Raw genomic sequence first — 18,347 nt, forward strand, 5'->3', positions numbered from 1 at the left:
AGGAGGACCGATGCCCACCTACTTCTCCCCCGGCATCTACGTCGAGGAGGTGCCCAGCGGGGCCCGCCCGATCGGGCCGGTCGGCATGAGCACCGCCGCGTTCGTCGGGGTCGCGCCCGATCCCGGCGCCCACGTCGGCGAGGCGCTGGCGGTGAACAGCTGGACCGAGTTCCTGCGGCTCTACGCCGACGGCGAGCACCTGGAGAGCACCCCGCTGGCCCGCGCCGTGTTCGGCTTCCTGGACAACGGCGGCACCCGCTGCTGGGTGGTGAACGTCGGCGAGAGCGGGCAGCTCACCGGCACCGGCGGGCGGCGCGGCGGCCTGCAACTGCTGGAGGCCATCGACGAGATCTCCATACTGGCTGCGCCCGGCTACCACGATGCGGTCTCGCACGAGGCCCTGATCAGCATGGCCGAGCGGCTGCGCACCATGGTGGCGATCTGCGACCCGCCGCCGGAGGTCACCGACGTCTCCCGGCTCACCCGGGTCGCCACGCCGGGCAAGCCGCCCAAGCCCGCGTCGGCCGCGTCGGCCGACAAACCCGCCGAGGGTACGCCGGGCGACGCCGACGCCGAACCGCCCGGCACCGGTGGCGACCGCCCCCGGCAGTCGGACTTCGCCACCTTCTACTTCCCGTGGATCCGGGTCCGCGACCCGCTCAGCGGCGACCTGGTGCTCACTCCGCCGAGCGGGCACGTGGCGGGCATCTGGGCCCGCACCGACGCGCTGCGCGGCGTGCACAAGGCGCCGGCGAACGAGCCGGTACGCGGGGCCGTCGACCTCGCGTACCGGGTGACCCGGCCGGAGCACGACGTGCTCAACCCCAAGGGCGTCAACGTGATCCGGTTCTTCGCCGGGGAGGGCATCCGGCTGTGGGGCGCCCGGACGCTCGCCGCCGAAGCGAGCGAGTGGCGCTACCTGAACGTGCGGCGGCTGTCCATCTCCATCGAGCAGGCCATCGCGGGCGGCACCCGGTGGATGGTGTTCGAGCCGAACGACTTCACGCTGTGGCGCTCGATCCGCCGCGACATCGGCGCGTTCCTCACCCGGGTGTGGCGCGACGGCGCACTGCTCGGCCGTACGCCCGAGGAGGCGTTCTTCGTCAAGTGCGACGAGGAGACCAACCCGGCCGACGTCCGCGACGCCGGCATGGTGGTGGCCCACATCGGCATCGCCGTGGTCAAGCCCGCGGAGTTCGTGGTGTTCAAGCTGAGCCAGTGGGCCGGCGGCACCGAGACCGAGACGATCGGAGGCTGACATGCCCACCACTGCCACGCCGCAGCCGGGCGCACCGGTCGACCCGTACCGGGCGTACCACTTCAAGCTGCTCATCAACGGCATCACCAACGGGCACTTCACCGAGGTCAGCGGCTTCGAGGTGGCGATACCGGCGCTGTCGTACCGGGAGGCGGGCAACGAGCGCATCCGCGCCGTGCCCGGCCAGGTCGAGTACGCCCCGGTCACCCTCCACTTCGGCCTGACCAGCTCACGCGAGCTGTGGGACTGGGTGAACGCGGCGGCGAAGGGCACCGTCAACCGGCGCAACGTGTCGGTGGTGCTGCTGGACCCGGCCGGCACCGCCGAGGTGCTGCGCTGGAACATGATCAACGCGTGGCCGACCCGGTGGCGGGGTGCGCACCTGAACACGCTGTCGCAGGAGATCGCCATCGAGGCGCTGACCCTGGCGTACGAGGGCCTGGAGCTGGAGGCCGGCGGTGCCGCCGCCCCGGCGTCCGCGTGACCGGCTGGCCCGCGCGCTGCGGGCCACCGCCGATCGCCTGTCCGGTCCCGACTCGCCGTCGTCGACGGACGACGCGCCACGTCCTCCCGGCCAGCCGCCCGAGCACTGGCGGCGCCTCGTGGCAGCGCACGCCCCCGGCCTCCTGCGCGACCTACCTCCGCCCGCCGCCCCTCCCCCGCCCGCCGACGGGCGGGTTCAGGCACGCCGCTGGCCGGCTTGGACGACACGGCTGATCAACCGACTCACCGCCTCCCGCAACGGACCGTCGAGATCTTGGTACGAAAGGGCCCCTATAGGGGCCGTTTCCTACCAAGATCTTCCGGAGGTCCTGGAAGGTGGGACAGAGGTCTCGGGAAGTGGGAGAGCGGAGCGAGGGCGCGGCGCGGAACCGCCCTGGCGTGGAGCGGCGTCAACGTGGGCGGGTGCGGGGCGGGAAGCGGGCGGGGCGGTGACCTCCGCAGCGGCGGCGGACACCGGGTCCTACTCGGACAGTGCGGCGCGGGCGTGGGATACCGGATCGCTCGCGGGCGGGCGTGCAGGCCGGGACGTGACCGAGTCGGGCGGTCCGGAAGGGGCGCCGGAGCTGACGGGAACGGCGAGCATCTCCGACAGGACTGGATCACCGAGCGCCACCGGCACGACCGTCACCACACGCACGACTGACGCCAGCGGCGCGTCCTCGACCCGCAGGCCGACGGTGACCCGCGCCCCCAGGCCCACCACCACGGGTGGACGCGGCGGGAACGGCGCGAACGGCGCGCGGCGCGTGATCGGCGCGAGCAGCATGACCGGTGCGATCAACGCGAACGGCGCGCGGCGCGTGATCGGCGCGAGCGGCGGCGCTGGCGAGAACGGCGGCACCGGTCGGCCCACCGAGCCGGATCCGCCCACCGACACTGGCGGGCCCGCTCATCTCGCCGAAAGCTGGGACACCGTCGGCGTGACGTCCCGCGAATCGAACCGGCCGCCACCGCCCGAGCGGCGACCCGACCTGCGCGCGGATCGGGGGGACGTACTCCGGAACCCGGTGCCGGCCGGACGGGACCGGAATGTGGTCGCCGGGACGAGCCCGTCGCCCAGCCGGGACGACGTCCTCCCACTCCTCCTCGCCGCCGCACGACAGGCCACAGGACAGGCCGCACGACCGGCCGCCCCACTGGACGCACGACCGGGGCCGATCATGCCCGCCGGAGGCGACCGGTTCGGGCTCCCCGAGGCGGCCACCCACCAGCGAGGACGCGCCGCCGAGCCGCACCCCGAAGGGCCCGGACCGGCGACCGACGGCGAGCGTCCGGCGCGATATCGGCACCGGCCCGAGTCCACGCCTTCCGGCCCGTGGCCGGCCCTGCCGGACGACTTCGGCCGGACCCGGACCGCGGTCTCCGCGCACCAAACCGCCGAGGGCGGCCCGCCGCACGCGGACCCGTGGCCGGTGCTCCCGGCCGAACCGGCATGGCTTCCCGAGCGGGCCACGCCGTGGAGCGACACGGCCCGGCTGGACCGGGAACAGGCGGGTGACTGATGGAGCGTGTCGCCTTCCTCGTGGACGAGTCCGGCACCCGGGTCGACTGCCTGCTCAACCCGGAGACCGTCCGGGTGACCCGGCTGGCCGGGGTACGCCCGCGTGGCGGGCCCGACGGGACGCTCACCGGCGCCGGGCTGGCCGACGACCCGCTGGTCTTCACCGGCGGTGGGCGTACCGAACTGGTCCTCGACCTGCTCTTCGACGTGGACTTCGTGGAGTCGCCGGCCCGCCCCGAGGACGTGCGCGCGCTGACCCGGCCGCTGTGGATGCTGGCCGAGAACTCGGCTGTCGAGCACGGCTGGCTGCGCCCGCCGCTGGTCCGCCTGGTCTGGGGCAAGACCTGGAACGTCCCGGGCGTGATCACCGCGATCGCGGAACGCTTCGACGCGTTCACGCTCACCGGCACGCCCCGGCGGTCGTGGCTGCGGCTGAAGCTGGTCCGCGTCGCTGAGGGCGCGGAGGCGGCGCGCTCCGGGTTCGAGGAGGAGCTGGCCGCCACGAGCACGCCGGCTGTCGCGCCCGGGTCGGCGGTGGTCGCCGCCGCCGACGGGGCGGCCGAGCCGGGCTGGTCCGGGGTGCGCTTCGACCTGCTCGCCCACGACGCGCTGGGCTCGCCGCTGCGCTGGCGGCTGCTCGCCGAGCACAACCGCATCACCGACCCGCTCACCGTGCCCGCCGGCACCGCGCTCGCCGTCCCCCCGGTCGGCGCCGCCACGGCCCCGCCCGACGCGGTCACCACGGGCGGCACCCCGTGACGGGCCACACCACCGGCGCCGCGCGGCGAGCGACCTTGGTGCCGGTGTGGTGCGCGACGGTGGCCGCGTCCGCCGGGGGTGCGCCGTGAGCCGAGCCGCCCTGGTCACAGTCGACGGCCGGCCGCTGGCCGACCCGTCCCGGCTGCGCGGCATCCGCGTCGCCGCCCGCCTCGACCGGCCGGCGCAGTGCGAGCTGACGCTCACCGCCGCTCCCGGCGCGGGCCCGCTCGACCCGCCGGTACGCCCCGGCGCCACAGTCGGCGTACGCCTCGACGGCCAGGCGGAGGCGCTGTTCACCGGCGAGGTGACAGCGGTCGAGCGGGAGTACGCCGGTGACGGCGTCGCACTGGCGCGGATCCGGGCGTACGACCCGCTGCACCGGCTGCGCAAACGGCAGGAACTGCGGGTGTTCGAGTCGGTGACCGCCGCCGAGCTGGCCGCCGAGCTGTGCGCCGGGCTGGGGTTGGGCGTGGCGGCGGAGGACGACGGGCCGCGCCTGGACCGGCTGCTCCAGCACCGGCACACCGACCTCGACCTGCTGTGCGAGGTGGCCGGCCGGGCCGGGCTGCACCTGAGCGCCGACGGCGACCGGCTGCGGATGTTCACACTGGACGGGTACGGGGAGCCGCTGCCGTTGACGCTCGGCGAGACGGTGCACGCGCTGCGGGTCACCGAGAACCTGGACCGGGCCGGCGCGGAGTGCGCCGTACTCGGGTGGCATCCGCAACGCGCCGAGGCGCTGAGCCAGCGCGCGGACGAGGCACGCAGCGGGCGGCGCATCCCGCTGCGCCCCGACCCGGGCGACGTCGGCGCGGGCCGCGTCCGTACCGCTGTGGACCAGCCGGGCCGCAGCGACGACGAGCTGGCGGCGCTGGCCCAGGCCGGGCTGGACGCCCGGGTGGCGGCGCTCGTCACCGCCGAGGGCACCGCGGAGGGCGACCCGGCGCTGCGGCCCGGCCGGCGGATCGTCCTCGCGGGCGTCCCGGAGCCGGTCGCCGGGGTGTACGTGCTCACCGAGGTGGTGCACACGGTGGACGCGGACGGGCACCTGACCCGGTTCTCCACCGCGCCGCCCGGCCAGCCGCCGTCGGCCGCGCCACCTGCGGCGACTGTCACGCTCGGCACCGTCACGGACATCGACGACCCGGAGGGGCTGGGCCGGGCCCGGGTGACGCTCCCGGCGTACGGCGATCTGGACGCCGGCTGGCTCGCGGTGCTCTGCCCGGGCGCGGGCCGGGGCAAGGGGATCGTCGCGCTGCCCGACCCGGACGACACCGTGCTGGTGGCGCTGCCCGGCGGCGAACCCGCCTCGGGCGTGGTGCTCGGTTCGCTGTTCGGCGCGGTGGAGCCGTACGACACCGGGATCGTCTCCGGGCGGTCGCGCCGCTGGTCGATGCGGACCGGCACCGGGCAGTCGATCGTGATCGACGACGACGGCCGCACGCTGCGGCTGGCCACCGACGCGGGCAGCTTCGTCGAGCTGCGTCCCGAGCTGACCACCGTGCACGCCGCCGGTGACCTGGTGCTCTCCGCGCCCGGCCGGGCCGTCGTGGTGCGCGGCCGCACAGTCGACTTCCTGCACGCACCGGCGGCCGAGGACGCCGAGACCGCCGCCGCGCAGGCCCGTACGCTCGCCCGTTCCGCCGGAGGTGGCTGATGCGCTGGATCCACCGCGACTCGCTGATCACCTGCGGGCACGACGGGCGGGTGCGCAACCGCCCGTCCCAGGACTGGGTCACCGTCCAGGCCGTGCCGGTGCTGATCCGTCCCGACCCGGAGGGGCGCGACATCACCGCCTGCCCCAACTACGGCCCGACGATCAAGCCGTGCCTGCACACGCTGACCGTGACAGTGGGTTACAGCACGTGGGTGCGGGTGGACCGGCAGCCGGTGGTGCTGTCCCACCTGGACGGGCTGACCGACGGCACCCCGCCGGGCACCGTGCACCACCAGGTCCGCGACGTGCGGCAGGGATTCCTGGGGGCGGACGCATGAGGGCCTTCCGCTTCGTCGGCGCCGGTTTCGACGCCGGCCGCGCCGGTGGTCTCGCGCTCACCGCCGCCGGCGGGCTCGCCATGACCGACGGCGACGAGACGGTACGCCAGGCGCTGTACCTGCTGCTGTCCACCACGCCCGGGGAACGGCTGATGCGCCCCGGGTACGGGTCGCGGCTGCACCGGCTCGTCTTCGCGCCCAACGACGACACCACCGCCGGGCTGGCGATCCACTACGTGCGGCAGGCGATCCGGCGCTGGGAGCCCCGGGTGGAGGTGCTGGACGTGGACGCCGGCCCGGACCCGGACGACCCGTGGCGCCTGGTGATCCGGCTGGACTACCGGGTGCGGGCCAGCCTCTCCCCCGGCCACCTGGTGTTCTCCGTGGACCTGCTGCCCGCCGACGAGGAGACCGGAGACGAGGAGGGCACGCCATGACGCTGCCGGTGCCGCACCTGGACGACCGCGCCTTCCTCGACCTGGTCACCGAGGCGCGGGAACGCATCGCCCGGTCCTGCCCGGACTGGACCGACCTGTCCGCGCACGATCCCGGCATGGCGCTGCTGGAGGCGTTCGCCTACCTGACCGAGGTGATGATCTACCGGCTGAACCAGTTGCCGGAGAAGGCGTACGTGGCGTTCCTGAACCTGCTCGGCGTCACCCGGCACCCACCGGCGGCGGCCTGGGCGGACGTGCGCCTGACCCGGACCGGCCCGGACCGCGGCCCGGTGCGGGTGCCGGCCGGCACCCGGATCGCCGCGGCCCGCGGCGCGGACCCCCGGCCGGTCGTCTTCGTGACCACCGAACCGGCGGTGCTGCCCGCCGGGGAGACCACGGCGACGGTACGCGTGCACCACTGCGAGCCGGTCGAGGCGGAACTGCTGGGCACCGGCACCGGACAGCCCGGTCAGGTCCTCCGGGCCGCCCGCGCGCCGCTGACGCGGACCACCGAGGCGATTGACCTGCTGCTCGGGGTGGAGGTGCCGGCGGGTTCGGTGGAGCTGGGCGCGGCGGCCCGCGAGCACGAGGGGCGCACGTACGAGATCTGGCGGCCGGTGGACAGCTTCGCCGGGGTCGGGCCGCAGGCGAAGGTCTACCTGGTGGACCGGGCCTCCGGGGTGGTCACGTTCGCCCCGGCGCTGGACCTGCGCCCGGACGTGGGCGCCCCGGCCGTCGAGGGGGCGGCCGGGGCGACCACGGTGGCTGCGGTGCCGCCGGCCGGGCGGCAGGTGCGGCTCTGGTACCGCTGCGGCGGCGGGCCCGCCGGCAACGTGGCGGCGGGCGTGCTCACAAGCCTGCGCGACCCGCTGCCCGGGGTGAGCGTGGACAACCCGGAGCCGGCCACCGGCGGGCGGGAGCTGGAGTCGCTGGAGTCGGTGCTGGCGCGCGGGCCGTACGAGTTCTTCGCCCAGCAGCGCGCGGTCACCGCCCGGGACTTCGAGATCCTGGCCACCGGCTCCGGGGCGGTGGCGCGGGCGCGGGCGTTCACCAGGGCGGCCGTCTACAGCTTCGCCCGGCCCGGCGAGGTCGAGGTGGTGCTGGTGCCGTACGTGCCGGACGCGGCCCGCCCCGGCGGGCGGCTGCCGGTGGCGGTGCTGCGCGAGCACGAGGTGGAGGAGGCCCGCCGCCGGGTCGAGGCCGACCTGGAACGCCGCCGGGCCCTGGGTACGGCGGTGCGCGCGGGCTGGGCCCGCTACAAGGCGGTGTCCATCCAGGCGCGGGTGGTGGTGCGCCGCGAGGAGGACGTGGACGCGGTGCGCCGCCGCATCCACGACCGGCTGCACCAGACGCTCAGCCCGCTGCCCACGCCGCTCAACCCGGCCGGGTGGGCCTTCGGCGAGCCGCTGCGCGCCTCGAACGTGTACCGGATGCTGGAGCACGCCGAGCCGGGCGTGCGCTACGTCGAGTCGGTGCGGTTCGTGGTCGACGAGGCCCCCGACGCGCGGGTGCGCACCGTGGCGGTCGACCAGTACCAGGCCGACACCTGGTACGCAGGCGGCGGCCCGGTGCTGTTCCGCTCCACGAACGCCGGTGCCGGCTGGGAACCGGCCGGCCGGTTCGACGGCGAGACGGTGGTGCGGGTGGTGCCCGCGCCCGCCCCGGTACGCCCCGGTGTGGTCCCCCGGGCCGGTTCGGTGGCGGTGGTGACCAGCCGCGACGCCGGTGGCTCCCGGGTGCGGCTGAGCACCGACCTGGGTGAGACGTGGACCCTGCTGACCGACCTCGACTCCGGCGTACGCGACCTGGCCTGGATCGACCGGGACGGCACCGGCGCGCTGCTGCTGGCCACCGACACCGGCCTGTACGAGGTGCCGCTGCTGCCGAACGCGGTGCCGTTGCAGATCCTCGTCGACCCGGCCGACGCGGACCGGGGCTTCTACGCGGTGCGCGCGTTCGTCTCCGAGCGCGGCGCACCCGGCGTGGCGGTCGCCGCGCAGGCCGGATTCGGCGTCTACCTGTCCACGGCTGCCGGACGGCCCGGCACGTTCGCCCACGTCGGCCTCGCCAACGTGGACAACCGGGTGCTCGCCGTGCAGTACGACGGCCCGGCCACGCTGCTGTGGTGCGGCGCGGGCGAACCGGACCCGAAGAAGCCCGGCCAGGGCTGCCATCGCACCCGGCTGTTCGAGTCGGACGTGAAGTGGCAGTCGATGGCGTCCGGCTGGATCGGCGGCACCTGCCGCGACCTGGCGTTCAGCGGCCAGCTGGCGCTGGCCGCGACGCAGAGCGGCGGCGTGGTCCGGCTCGACACGCTCGCCGGGCAGCCGCAGTGGTCGCCGGTGATGGTCAACTGCGGCCTGCCGTTGCGGGACCGGACCCGGTTCGTCCCGGTCGACACCATCGCCGCCACCGCGCCCACCGGCACGTCCGGCGCCGGGCGGCTGGTGCTCGCCGGTGGCGAGCGCGGCGTGTTCCGCAGCGGCGACGGCGCGGACTGGACCGCCAGCGCCAACCAGGCCACCGCCGACGTGGTCACCGTCCCCGGCACCTGGCTGCTCTGCTCCGGCGAGCACGACATCGAGGTGGTGCGGCAGGATGCGCCGAGCGGCGATTGAGCGGCTGCTTCCGGCCGCGTACCAGCGGGCCGCCGGCCCGGGCAGCGTGCTGGGCGCGCTGCTGGACGTGATGGAGGCGCTGCACGCCCCGGACGAGGCGGTGCTCGCCGACGTCGACGCGTTGTTCGCGCCGTACCGGACGCCGGACGGGTTCGTGGCGTACCTGACCCGCTGGGTGGCGATGGACCACGTGGTCGCCGCGCCCCGCGCCGACGCGCCACTGCCGTTGCCGGCAGGCCGCCTGCGGGACCTGGTGGCGCACGGCGCGCTGCTGGCCCGCTGGCGCGGCACCCCGCACGGGATGCGGACCGCGTTGGAACTGGCCACCGGCGTGACCGGGTTCGTGCTGGACGAGCCGCCCGATCGGCCGTTCCACCTGGTGGTGCGGGTGCCACCGGCCGCCGCCGGCCGGCTCGCGCTGGTCACCCGCATCGTCGAGGCCGAGAAGCCGGCCGCGGTCACCGTCGAGGTCGTCACCGGCCCGGACGGCCCGCCCTCCGAGCCGACGCCGCCCGACCCCGGCCCGCCCGCAGCGGGACCGCCGGAACCGGGCCCTCCGCCCACGCCCGGGCCGGACGACGCCGAGCCCGCCGCCGGGGTGGCTTCGGTGCGCGCGGTCGGCCGGGCGCACGTGCCCGCACCCCTGCCCCACGATCCGCCCGAGGAGCCGTCATGACCACCGAATGGACAGTCGTCGCCGCCGCCGAGCAGTTCACACTTGATGCCCGCAACGCCGGTGAGCTGACGTTCACCGTGTCCAACCCGGGCACCGCGCCGGACACCGTCGTCTTCGACGTCGCGCCCGGCGAGGGCAGCCAGCGGGCCTGGTTCACGATCGCCGAACCGCAGCGGGTGGTACCCGGGCAGGGGTCGGTGTCGTTCCTGGTCCGGCTCGCCGTGCCGCCCGGCACGCCGCCCCGGCGCTACGACATGACCGGGTTCGCGTACTCGGCGAACACCGCGCCGGAGGAGAGTTCCCGCTCCAGCGGCCGGGTCACGTACGACGTGCGGGCCGTCGTACCCCCGAAGCGCGCGCCGTGGCCGTGGATCGCGGCCGCCGCGGCGCTGGTGCTGGTCGTGGCCGGGGTGGTGGCCTGGCTGGTGACCCGCGGGCCGGACGCCCCGGCACCGCCGCAGGCGAATGCGGTGGCGGTGGAGGCGGAGACGCTCGTCGCCGGCGCTGCGGTGCAGTCCACCGGTGCCGTGAAGGCGGAGGTGGTGGCGCAGGAGAACTGCTGCGACGTGGAGTGGTCCGGCGACGCGCAACTGTTCTTCCTGGGCCGGGCGGTCGGTGACCGGGTGACGGTGCGGGTGGACGTGCCGTCCGACGGCACCTGGCGGTTCTCCACCGTCCGCACCACCTCGTTCGACTACGCGAACACGATCTGGCTGGTAGACGGCCGGCAGGTCGGCGACACGTTCTTCGGGTTCAGCCCGACGGTGGTCCGCACCGGCGAGGTGGACGTGGGCACAGTGGAGCTGGCCCGCGGCCCGCACACGCTGACGCTGGTGGCGGTGAGCAAGACCCAGGGCACCGACAGGTACTTCGCCGGGGTCGACGAGATCCGCTTCACGCCCGTCGTCCGGCCATGAGTGGGCGGCAGAAGCTGCTGCTGGTGGCGGTTGCTGTGCTGCTGGTGGCGCTGTACGTGACGGCGGTGGCCGGTCGCCGCGACGACCCGGGCGACCCGGCGGCCGGGCCGGGCGCGCTGGCCCGGCTCGGGCGCGGATCCGGGACGGTCGACCCGGCCAAGGTGGCGGTGACGTGCCTGCCGCCGGCCGCCGAACCGGTCACCACCGCCGACGGGGTGGCGCTCACCTTCGGGACGGTGTGCCGGCTGCGGGTCGCCGACCCGGGCGCGCTGCGCACGCTCGTGCTGCGCGGCACGACGCCGTTCCAGGTGACCGCCCCCGCGCCCGGCGACGCGGACGTCACAGTCACCGACGAGGTCGCGCCGGACGCGGACGGCCCGGCGGTGACGAAGGTGGCTGTGGACCGGGAGACCGAGGTGCTCCTGCGCTGTCCGGGAGGTGGCGGATGCGCTGTCACGCTGGCCCGGTCCTGACCGGTACGGAGACGCGGCATGGGTGAGTTGCGCAAGCCGTTCCTGCTGCTGGCCCTGCTCGCGGTGGCGCTCGTGGTGGGCGTGGAGCTGGGCGCGGCGGCGCTGACCGGCGGCGGCGACGCCAGCGGCGCGCTGCGGGGCAGCGCCGGGCAGCTCGGCGTCGAGCTGGGCGACGTCGGCGCGGTGTCCGAGCCGTCCGGGCGCGGCATCGGCTACCTGGCGCTGATCGACGTGGTGGCGCTCTGGACGACCGGCCTGTTCTGCCTGAGCCTGGTGCTGCCGGACCGCGTGCAGGGCCGGGTGCAGGGCGTGGCCACGCTCGTCTTCTCGATCGTGCTGCTGCTGGTGTCGCTGGTCCTGCTGGTCGTCGCGTTCGTCGAGCTGACCGTGATGGTGTCGCTGTTCCTGGCGCCGCCGTTCGGCACGCTGGCCTACCTGGCGGTCTGGGGGTTCTTCCCGGTCGACGACGCGGCGGCGCTGCTCGGGCTGGCGCTGCTGCTCAAACTGGTCTGGGCCGGGCTGCTGCTCGCCGCCCAGCCCCGGTTCCTGCGCAACAAGGGCCTCGTCGCGCTGGCGCTGACCACGCTGCTGTGCACAGTGGTGCTGCAGTTCCTGCACGGCCTGGTGCCGGTGATCCTGGTCAGCATCCTGGACGACCTGGGCGCCGTGGTGTTCGCCGTGGTGGCGCTGATCTGGGCGCTGGTGCTGCTGATCGGGTCGATCCCGGCGATCGTCAAGGCGGTCCGGACCACCGCCACCACGTCCGGCCGTACGGTCACGTGACCGCGCGGCCGGTCAGGCGATCGCGGCCGAGGCGGCGGCGACGAACTGTTCCGCCGCCCGAGCCGGGGTGGCCCGGCCGGACTGGGCGTTCTCGGCGGCCTTGACCAGCTCGGACCTCACCGCGCGGTGTCCCTTGAGCGGTGGCCGCGGGCCGTCGCCGAACGTCTTCGCCAGCTCGGATCCGAACCGGATGGACCGCTTCACGGCCGGGTCGGTGACCGTCTCGCCGAGCTTGGCGCGCAGGTCGACGTTGGGCGGCAGGCCACGGTCGGTGCCGAGCAGCACCACCGCTTCGGGATCGTTGAGCATGAAGTTGATGACGTCGACCGCGGCGTCCTTCTTCCCGCTGCGCCTGTGCACCGACCAGTACGTCTCGGCGCGGGCCCACTGTGCGCTCGGGTCACCCGGGTACGCCACCACGCCCAGCTCGTCAGTGGTGCTCTTCTGCAGGTCCGGCATCTGGCCGGCCCAGACCCAGGACGTGGCCGCCCTGCCGGTGACCACCAGCTGCCTGGTGACGTCGCTGGTGTTTCCCTGGCGGATGACGTCCGGCGTCGGCGTCGCCCCCCGGTCGCGGGCGCCGGACCACAGCTCGAACCACCGCGTCACGTCCTCGACGGTGAAGCCGAGGCCCTTGTCCTGGTACAGATCCTTGCCCTGCTGGCGCAGCCACACCCAGAGCGCCTTGTCGTCGGCGCTCGGATCCTGGGTACCCGGGACCTCGGCCTTCCTCGTCACCTGCTCGGCCCAGGCGATGTGCTGCTCCCACGTCATGCCGGTGGTCGGCTCGGGCAGCCCGTGGCGGGTCAGCAGCGTCCTGTTGTAGACCAGGCCCTGGGTGTTCTCCCCGGCGGGCACGCCGACGAATTCCCCGTCCACGTAGCCGTACCGCCAGAGGCTGTCGTGCATCGGGCGGGTCTCCAGCTTGCGCGCCCCCTGGTAGTAGAGCAGCCCGGCGAGCGTCCGCCGCGCCGCGTACTCGGCCAGGTGGTCGTCGTCGATCTGGAAGATGTCCGGCGCCTTGTCGCCGGCGGTGAGCTCGGCCAGCCTGTCGAAGTAGCCCTGGTCGGTCTGCCAGGTCTTCGTGAAGGTCACGTTCGGGTGCTTCCTGGTGTAGAGGGCCAGCACCTCCTCGGTCAGCCTGGCCCGCGCTTCGGTGCCCGACCAGAAGACGGAGAGCTCGACCGGGGCGTCCGGGTCGACGGGCGCGTCCTCGTCGTCGCCGCAGGCCGCGGCGCCCGTCATCGGCGCTGCGGCCGCGCCGGCCAGCAGGCCACGCAGCAGCAGCCGCCGGGACAGAGGACTGGACAGCGACACGCCGTCGGCGTGCCTGGCAAGAGCGCGGATCAGATCCTCCTCGGCCGCCGGGTCCCCGTGTCGGCTACGAAGATACGGTCGTCGCGCCACCGGATCCACCACACGGCGGTCAGGTGGCCGCCCCGCCTGCGGCGAGCGTGGCCAGGCGCGGCAGTTGCGCCGGATCGGTGAGCGCCGACCCGACCGCCACCACGCGCGCCCCGGCGGCGAGGAAGTCACCCGCGTTGCCGGCGTCGACACCGCCGGTGGCCACGAACCGGGCCTCCGGCAGCGGCCCGGCCACCGCCCGGAACCACGCCGGGCCGAGGCTGACCGCCGGGAACGCCTTGAGCCACACCAGGCCGTGGTCGAGCGCCCGCTGCGCCTCGGTCGGGGTGGCCACGCCGGGCAGGTGCGGCACGCCGAGACCGGCCGCCGCGTCGGCCACCGCCAGGTCCAGGCCCGGCGCCACCGTGAACGCCGCCCCGGCGGCCACCGCGTCGTGGACCTGCGCCGGGGTACGCACGGTGCCCGCGCCGACGATCCGGTCCCGCCGCCGCCCGGCCGTCACGGCGGCGCGCAGCGCCGGCACCGCCTCCGGGGTACGGATGGGCACCTCCACCACAGCGATGCCGAGATCCCAGGCCAGTTCCGCCAGCCGGACCGTCTCCTCCGGCGGCAGGTCACGCAGGATCACCATCACCCGCGCGTCGCCGAACAGGGCCTCGAAGGCGTGCCCGCTCATCTTCCGCTCCCTTCCGTCACCGCTCGGTCCACGCCTCGTCCGGCAGCGCCAGCGCCCGCGCGATCGTCTCCCGGTCCGGCGGTGGCGCGGTGTCGCCCGCAACGGCAAGCACCGGCGCGGCGGTCAGGTGACCCAGCCGCAGGCAGGCTCGCAGGTCGAGACCGCGCAGCAGCCCGGAGAGGAACCCGGCGGCGAACGCGTCCCCGGCGCCGACCGGCTCCACCACGTCCACCGGCAACGCCGGCACGACCACCGCCGGCCCGGTACGCGGCAACGCCGTCGCGCCGACCGGCCCGTCCTTGACCACCACCAGCTCCGGGCCGGGCAGCAGCGCGCGGACCGCCACCGGATCGTCCACCGACCAGAGCACTGCCGCCTCGTCCAGCCCGACCAGCACCACGTCGGCGCGGTCGGCCAGGCCACGCAGGACCGGGCCGGCCCGGTCGGCGGGCCAGAGCGCCGGCCGGTGGTTCACGTCGAAGCTGACCCGGGCTCCCGGCAGCACGCGCCCGGCCAGCGCCGATGTCAGCAGGTCACGGCAGGTGCCGGAGAGCGCTGCGGTGATCCCGGACAGGTGCAGCAGCCGCGCCCCGGCGAGCCCGGGATGCGCCAGGTCGGCCGGGCCGAGGCGGCTCGCGGCCGACCCGGCCCGGTGGTAGTGCACGAGGGTGCGGTCCGGCCCCGGATCCTTCAGGTAGACCCCGGTCGGCGCGTCCTGATCGACGGTGACCAGTGAGACGTCCACGCCCGCGGCTGCGACCTCGGCCACCACCCGCCGGCCGAACGGGTCGTCACCGACCCGGCTGACCCACGCCGCGCGGTGCCCGAGCCGGGCCAGCCCGGCCGCCACGTTGGACTCCGCGCCGCCCACGCCGACCGCCAGCCGCGCGGCGTGCTCCAGCCGCCCGCCGTCATCAGGGGCGAGCACCACCATCGTCTCGCCCACGCAGACCACCTCCGGCCCGCTCCCGGCGCCGCCTCGGCCCTCGGCAGCGGTAGCGCCTCGGCCCGCCACAGCGGCACCGGGGGCAGGCGGCTCGCTCACCGGAGGACCGTCGCGTCCAGCCGGGCCGCCACGTCGGCCGGGTCGAGGTGGCCGTCGGCGACCAGCACCCGGTGCCGGTTGTGCCGGGGCTGCCCGGCGGCGACCACGGCCGGGGTGTCGAACGCGTACGCGACGCAGACGCCCGGGTACATGGCGCTGCGCGCGAACCACCTGTCGCCCGGCCCCAGACCGGTGAACACCAGCGTGTACGCGCCGCCACCCGGTGCCGTGGCGGTCAGCGCCAGCCAGGGCGCGGCCGAGCCGTTCACCGCCTCCTCGCCTGCCGCGTCGGCGGTCCGCACCAGCGGTTCCCCGTCGGCCACCGCCCGCCAGAAGAAGCCGCCGTACCCGGCACCGCCCGGCCGGCCGTTCGTGGCCGGGCTGCCCAGGTGCACGCCGGCGCCGGTGGCGGCGGTGAGCGTGGCGGACAGGTGCAGCCACCAGGCGTCCTCCCCGGCGGGGGTGGCGGTGATCCGCCGGTGTTCGCGCAGCAGCACCCGGCCGTGCCGGTCCCGCCATTCCAGGTCGTGGTCGAGCCGGTCGGCGGCGCGCTCCCGCCAGCCGGTGTGCGCGATGACGCCGTGGTCGTCGCGCCAGGTGTAGCCGCTGCCGCGCACGTACGTCCGGCCGCCCCACAGGTTGACGCCGTCCACGTCCTGCACGGCCAGCGACGCGCCGAGGTGCCAGACGTGGTCGGCCGGGAGCGCGTCGGTCACCGGGGTGCCGGCCCGGGTCCGTATCGGATGCAGGTAGGGCCGGGGCCCGTGGCGCGGGTCCAGGTCGGGCCGGAGCACGTACCGGGCCACCTCGGCACCGCCCACGACCAGCCGGGGTTCGGCGGTCACGACGGCACCACCGGGCGGCGGGCATCCAGCGCGTGCAGCGCGGCGAGGGCGTAGCCGCCGAGGATCGGCACCGCGACCGGCGTGACCAGCACGGCCAGCACCAGGGCGAGGGCGCAGACGCCGGAGGCGGCGGCCCACACGCCGGGGCGCTCCGGGCAGGAACGCGCCACCCGGCGGGCGGCGGTCCGCCAGCCCCGGCCGCCGGTGCGCCCGACCGCGACGGCGACCAGGCCCGCGTACCCGAGCAGGACCGCCACCGCGACGGTGGTGAGCGCGAGCGCGGGCCGGCCGCCGGGCACCCGGCCGGTGGCGAGCGCGACCAGGTCGGCGGCGAGCAGCGCGGCGGCGGCGAGCGCGACGGCGCTGGCCGCGAGCCCGGCGGGCAGCGCGCGGCCGAACCGGGTGAGGCTGGTCCGCGCGTCGGGCCAGGCGCCGGTGACCGACCTGTCGTGCAGCGCGGCGCTGGCCGTGGCGAGCGCCGGGGCGAGCGTGAGCACCGGCAGCGCGGCGAGCGCCACGGCGAAGCCGAGCAGCGCCAGGTCGGTCGCCTCGCGCAGCGTGTCCCGCCAGTCGGCGCGGGCCGGCACGGTGTCGGGATGGGCGGGCAGGGCGTCGGTGGAGGCGGGCACGGCGGTCATCCCTTCAGCCCGCTGGTGTTGATGCCCTCGACGAGCATCCGCTGGAAGGCCAGGAAGAACAGGAACACCGGCAGCAGCGACAGCACGGACATGGCGAACATGGGGCCGACGGCGCTCTGGCTGGTCGAGTCGATGAACAGGGTCAGCGCCACCGGGACTGTGTAGTCCTCCAGGCTGGACAGGAACACCAGCTGCCGGAAGAAGTCGTTCCAGGTCCAGATGAACGAGAAGATCGCCGTGGTGACCAGCGCCGGGCGGCTCAGCGGCAGGATGACGTGCCGGAACACGCCGTACGGGGACGCGCCGTCGATGGTGGCCGCCTCGTCCAGCTCGCGCGGGATGCCGCGCATGAACTGCACCATGAGGAAGACGAAGAACGCCTCGGTGGCCAGGAACTGCGGCACCAGCAGCGGCAGGTACGGCCAGTCGCCGCCGACCAGGCCGAGGCTGCGGAACAGGATGTACTGCGGCACGATCAGCACGTGCCCGGGCAGCAGCAGCGTTCCGATCATGACGGTGAACCACAGCTTGCGCAGCCGAAACCGCAGCCGGCCCAGGGCGTACGCGGCGAGCAGGCAGGACAGCGCGTTGCCGACGACGGTGAGCGCGCTGACCACTGCGCTGTTGAGGAAGAACCGGCCGAAGCTGATGTCGAAGTTGGTCCAGCCGTCGACGTAGTTGCCGGGGGTGAACACCTCCGGCAGCAGGCCGACGTTGTTGACGATCTCGGCCTGCGACTTGACCGACGTGCCGAGCATCCAGAACAGCGGGTAGAGCACCACCGCGACGATCGCCACGAGCACGACCAGCCGCAGGACGTTGCGGCCGCTGCCCGGCCGGCGGCGGGCGACAGGAAGCGCCGTCATGAGTCGTCTCCGTCCGAGTAGTGCACCCAGAACCGGCCGGTGCTGAAGAAGACGGCGGTGACCAGGCCGATCGCCACCAGGAACACCCACGCCATCGCCGAGGCGTAGCCCATCTCCAGGTCGGTGAAGCCGGAGATGTAGAGCTTCAGCGTGTACATGAGGGTGGAGTCGACAGGGCCGCCGGTGCCGTTGCTGAGCACGAACGCGGCGGTGAAGCCCTGGAAGCCGTTGATCGTCTCCAGCACCAGGTTGAAGAAGATCACCGGGGAGAGCATGGGCAGCGTGACCGCGCGGAAGCGCCGCCACGCCCCGGCGCCGTCGACGGCCGCCGCCTCGTACAGCTCGGTGGGCACCTGCTTGAGCCCGGCCAGGAAGATCACCATGGGTGCGCCGAACTGCCAGATCGCCAGCACCATCAGCGTCTCCAGCGCCCAGTCCGGGTCGGCGACCCAGGGCAGCCCCTCGACGCCGAACAGGGCGAGGAACGAGTTGAACGCGCCGTCCCGGTTGAACATGTTTACCCAGACGATCGCCAGCGCGACGCTGCCGCCGAGCAGCGACGGCAGGTAGAACAGGCTGCGGAACAGCCCGACGCCGCGCCAGGCGCGGTTGAGCAGCAGCGCCACACCGAGCGCGGCGGCCAGCTTCAGCGGCACCGCGATCAGCGCGAACGTCAGCGTGACCCGCACCGCGTGCCAGTACGACGGGTCGGCGGTGAACATCCGCTCGTAGTTGGCCAGCCCCACCCACCGCACCTCGGACAGCGGGGTGAGGATGTCGTAGTCGGTGAAGCTCAGCCAGAGCGAGAGCAACATGGGGATCGCCGTGACGCCCATCAGTCCGATGAGCCAGGGCGAGAGGAAGACGTACCCCGCCAGACCCTCGCCGAGCCGGGCCCGGCCGGCCCCGCGCCGCGTGGGGCGGGGGCCGGCCGGTCCGGTACGCGGGGTCCGGCCGGGCACCGTGGTGAGAGCCACGGGACCGGTCCTTT

The 18,347-nt window shown here is 75.0% G+C and carries 20 protein-coding genes; 12 read left to right on the forward strand and 8 right to left on the reverse strand.

Annotated elements, in window-relative coordinates; translation table 11 throughout:
• Positions 1–10 precede the first annotated feature (10 nt).
• Positions 11–1,258: a phage tail sheath subtilisin-like domain-containing protein gene (locus tag AB0C17_RS25815; protein ID WP_357480857.1), complete on the forward strand. Its 1,248-nt coding sequence runs from the start codon at positions 11–13 to the stop codon at positions 1,256–1,258.
• A gap of 1 nt (position 1,259) precedes the next feature.
• Positions 1,260–1,742, forward strand: a complete 483-nt coding sequence (locus tag AB0C17_RS25820) for a phage tail protein (protein ID WP_260028717.1) — start codon at positions 1,260–1,262, stop codon at positions 1,740–1,742.
• Between the two features lie 480 nt (positions 1,743–2,222).
• Here AB0C17_RS25820 and AB0C17_RS25825 read toward each other — a convergent pair whose 3' ends face one another.
• Positions 2,223–2,615, reverse strand: a complete 393-nt coding sequence (locus AB0C17_RS25825; protein WP_357480861.1) for a hypothetical protein — start codon at positions 2,613–2,615, stop codon at positions 2,223–2,225.
• A gap of 307 nt (positions 2,616–2,922) precedes the next feature.
• Between AB0C17_RS25825 and AB0C17_RS25830 the strand changes: the two genes are divergently transcribed.
• The 10 genes from AB0C17_RS25830 to AB0C17_RS25875 all read left to right on the forward strand — a co-directional run bounded on the left by AB0C17_RS25830 (position 2,923) and on the right by AB0C17_RS25875 (position 11,921).
• The gene (locus tag AB0C17_RS25830; RefSeq protein WP_357480864.1) at positions 2,923–3,264 is read left to right on the forward strand and encodes a hypothetical protein; all 342 of its coding nucleotides are present in this window, start codon (positions 2,923–2,925) and stop codon (positions 3,262–3,264) included.
• On the forward strand, positions 3,264–4,022 hold the full coding sequence (locus AB0C17_RS25835) for a hypothetical protein (RefSeq protein WP_357387814.1): 759 nt from the start codon (positions 3,264–3,266) through the stop codon (positions 4,020–4,022). Before AB0C17_RS25830 ends, AB0C17_RS25835 begins: the two co-directional genes overlap by 1 nt.
• Before the next feature lie 85 nt (positions 4,023–4,107).
• Positions 4,108–5,679 carry a phage baseplate assembly protein V gene (locus AB0C17_RS25840; protein ID WP_357387816.1) on the forward strand — a complete coding sequence of 524 codons (1,572 nt, stop codon included), beginning with the start codon at positions 4,108–4,110 and terminating at the stop codon, positions 5,677–5,679.
• Complete coding sequence (locus AB0C17_RS25845; protein ID WP_357387817.1) at positions 5,679–6,017, forward strand: hypothetical protein; 339 nt, start codon at positions 5,679–5,681, stop codon at positions 6,015–6,017. Before AB0C17_RS25840 ends, AB0C17_RS25845 begins: the two co-directional genes overlap by 1 nt.
• The gene (locus AB0C17_RS25850; RefSeq protein WP_357480866.1) at positions 6,014–6,454 is read left to right on the forward strand and encodes a GPW/gp25 family protein; all 441 of its coding nucleotides are present in this window, start codon (positions 6,014–6,016) and stop codon (positions 6,452–6,454) included. Before AB0C17_RS25845 ends, AB0C17_RS25850 begins: the two co-directional genes overlap by 4 nt.
• The gene (locus AB0C17_RS25855) at positions 6,451–9,072 is read left to right on the forward strand and encodes a putative baseplate assembly protein (protein WP_357480869.1); all 2,622 of its coding nucleotides are present in this window, start codon (positions 6,451–6,453) and stop codon (positions 9,070–9,072) included. The genes AB0C17_RS25850 and AB0C17_RS25855 overlap by 4 nt, the downstream gene beginning before the upstream one ends.
• A complete protein-coding gene (locus tag AB0C17_RS25860; protein WP_357480872.1) occupies positions 9,053–9,748 on the forward strand; it encodes a phage tail protein in 696 nt (231 codons plus the stop codon). The genes AB0C17_RS25855 and AB0C17_RS25860 overlap by 20 nt, the downstream gene beginning before the upstream one ends.
• Positions 9,745–10,665: a hypothetical protein gene (locus tag AB0C17_RS25865; protein ID WP_357387824.1), complete on the forward strand. Its 921-nt coding sequence runs from the start codon at positions 9,745–9,747 to the stop codon at positions 10,663–10,665. The genes AB0C17_RS25860 and AB0C17_RS25865 overlap by 4 nt, the downstream gene beginning before the upstream one ends.
• Positions 10,662–11,138, forward strand: a complete 477-nt coding sequence (locus AB0C17_RS25870) for a hypothetical protein (RefSeq protein WP_357480875.1) — start codon at positions 10,662–10,664, stop codon at positions 11,136–11,138. The genes AB0C17_RS25865 and AB0C17_RS25870 overlap by 4 nt, the downstream gene beginning before the upstream one ends.
• Positions 11,139–11,156: 18 nt before the next feature.
• On the forward strand, positions 11,157–11,921 hold the full coding sequence (locus AB0C17_RS25875) for a hypothetical protein (RefSeq protein WP_357387828.1): 765 nt from the start codon (positions 11,157–11,159) through the stop codon (positions 11,919–11,921).
• 12 nt (positions 11,922–11,933) lie between these two features.
• Here AB0C17_RS25875 and AB0C17_RS25880 read toward each other — a convergent pair whose 3' ends face one another.
• The 7 genes from AB0C17_RS25880 to AB0C17_RS25910 form a co-directional block, all read right to left on the reverse strand.
• Positions 11,934–13,166, reverse strand: coding sequence for an extracellular solute-binding protein (locus AB0C17_RS25880; RefSeq protein ID WP_357480908.1), 1,233 nt, complete (start codon positions 13,164–13,166; stop codon positions 11,934–11,936).
• 181 nt (positions 13,167–13,347) lie between these two features.
• Positions 13,348–13,962 (reverse strand): bifunctional 4-hydroxy-2-oxoglutarate aldolase/2-dehydro-3-deoxy-phosphogluconate aldolase, encoded by a 615-nt coding sequence (locus tag AB0C17_RS25885; RefSeq protein WP_357387830.1) that lies wholly within the window; start codon positions 13,960–13,962, stop codon positions 13,348–13,350.
• 16 nt (positions 13,963–13,978) lie between these two features.
• On the reverse strand, positions 13,979–14,908 hold the full coding sequence (locus AB0C17_RS25890) for a sugar kinase (RefSeq protein WP_357387832.1): 930 nt from the start codon (positions 14,906–14,908) through the stop codon (positions 13,979–13,981).
• Positions 14,909–15,003: 95 nt separating this feature from the next.
• Positions 15,004–15,852 (reverse strand): PmoA family protein, encoded by an 849-nt coding sequence (locus tag AB0C17_RS25895; protein ID WP_357473813.1) that lies wholly within the window; start codon positions 15,850–15,852, stop codon positions 15,004–15,006.
• Positions 15,849–16,490 carry a hypothetical protein gene (locus AB0C17_RS25900; protein WP_357480878.1) on the reverse strand — a complete coding sequence of 214 codons (642 nt, stop codon included), beginning with the start codon at positions 16,488–16,490 and terminating at the stop codon, positions 15,849–15,851. Before AB0C17_RS25900 ends, AB0C17_RS25895 begins: the two co-directional genes overlap by 4 nt.
• Positions 16,487–17,356: a carbohydrate ABC transporter permease gene (locus tag AB0C17_RS25905; protein ID WP_043323561.1), complete on the reverse strand. Its 870-nt coding sequence runs from the start codon at positions 17,354–17,356 to the stop codon at positions 16,487–16,489. Before AB0C17_RS25905 ends, AB0C17_RS25900 begins: the two co-directional genes overlap by 4 nt.
• Positions 17,353–18,333 carry a sugar ABC transporter permease gene (locus AB0C17_RS25910; protein ID WP_357383219.1) on the reverse strand — a complete coding sequence of 327 codons (981 nt, stop codon included), beginning with the start codon at positions 18,331–18,333 and terminating at the stop codon, positions 17,353–17,355. The genes AB0C17_RS25905 and AB0C17_RS25910 overlap by 4 nt, the downstream gene beginning before the upstream one ends.
• Between the last annotated feature and the right edge of the window lie 14 nt (positions 18,334–18,347).

Source organism: Micromonospora sp. NPDC048887 (genome assembly GCF_040649715.1).
GTDB lineage: Bacteria > Actinomycetota > Actinomycetes > Mycobacteriales > Micromonosporaceae > Micromonospora.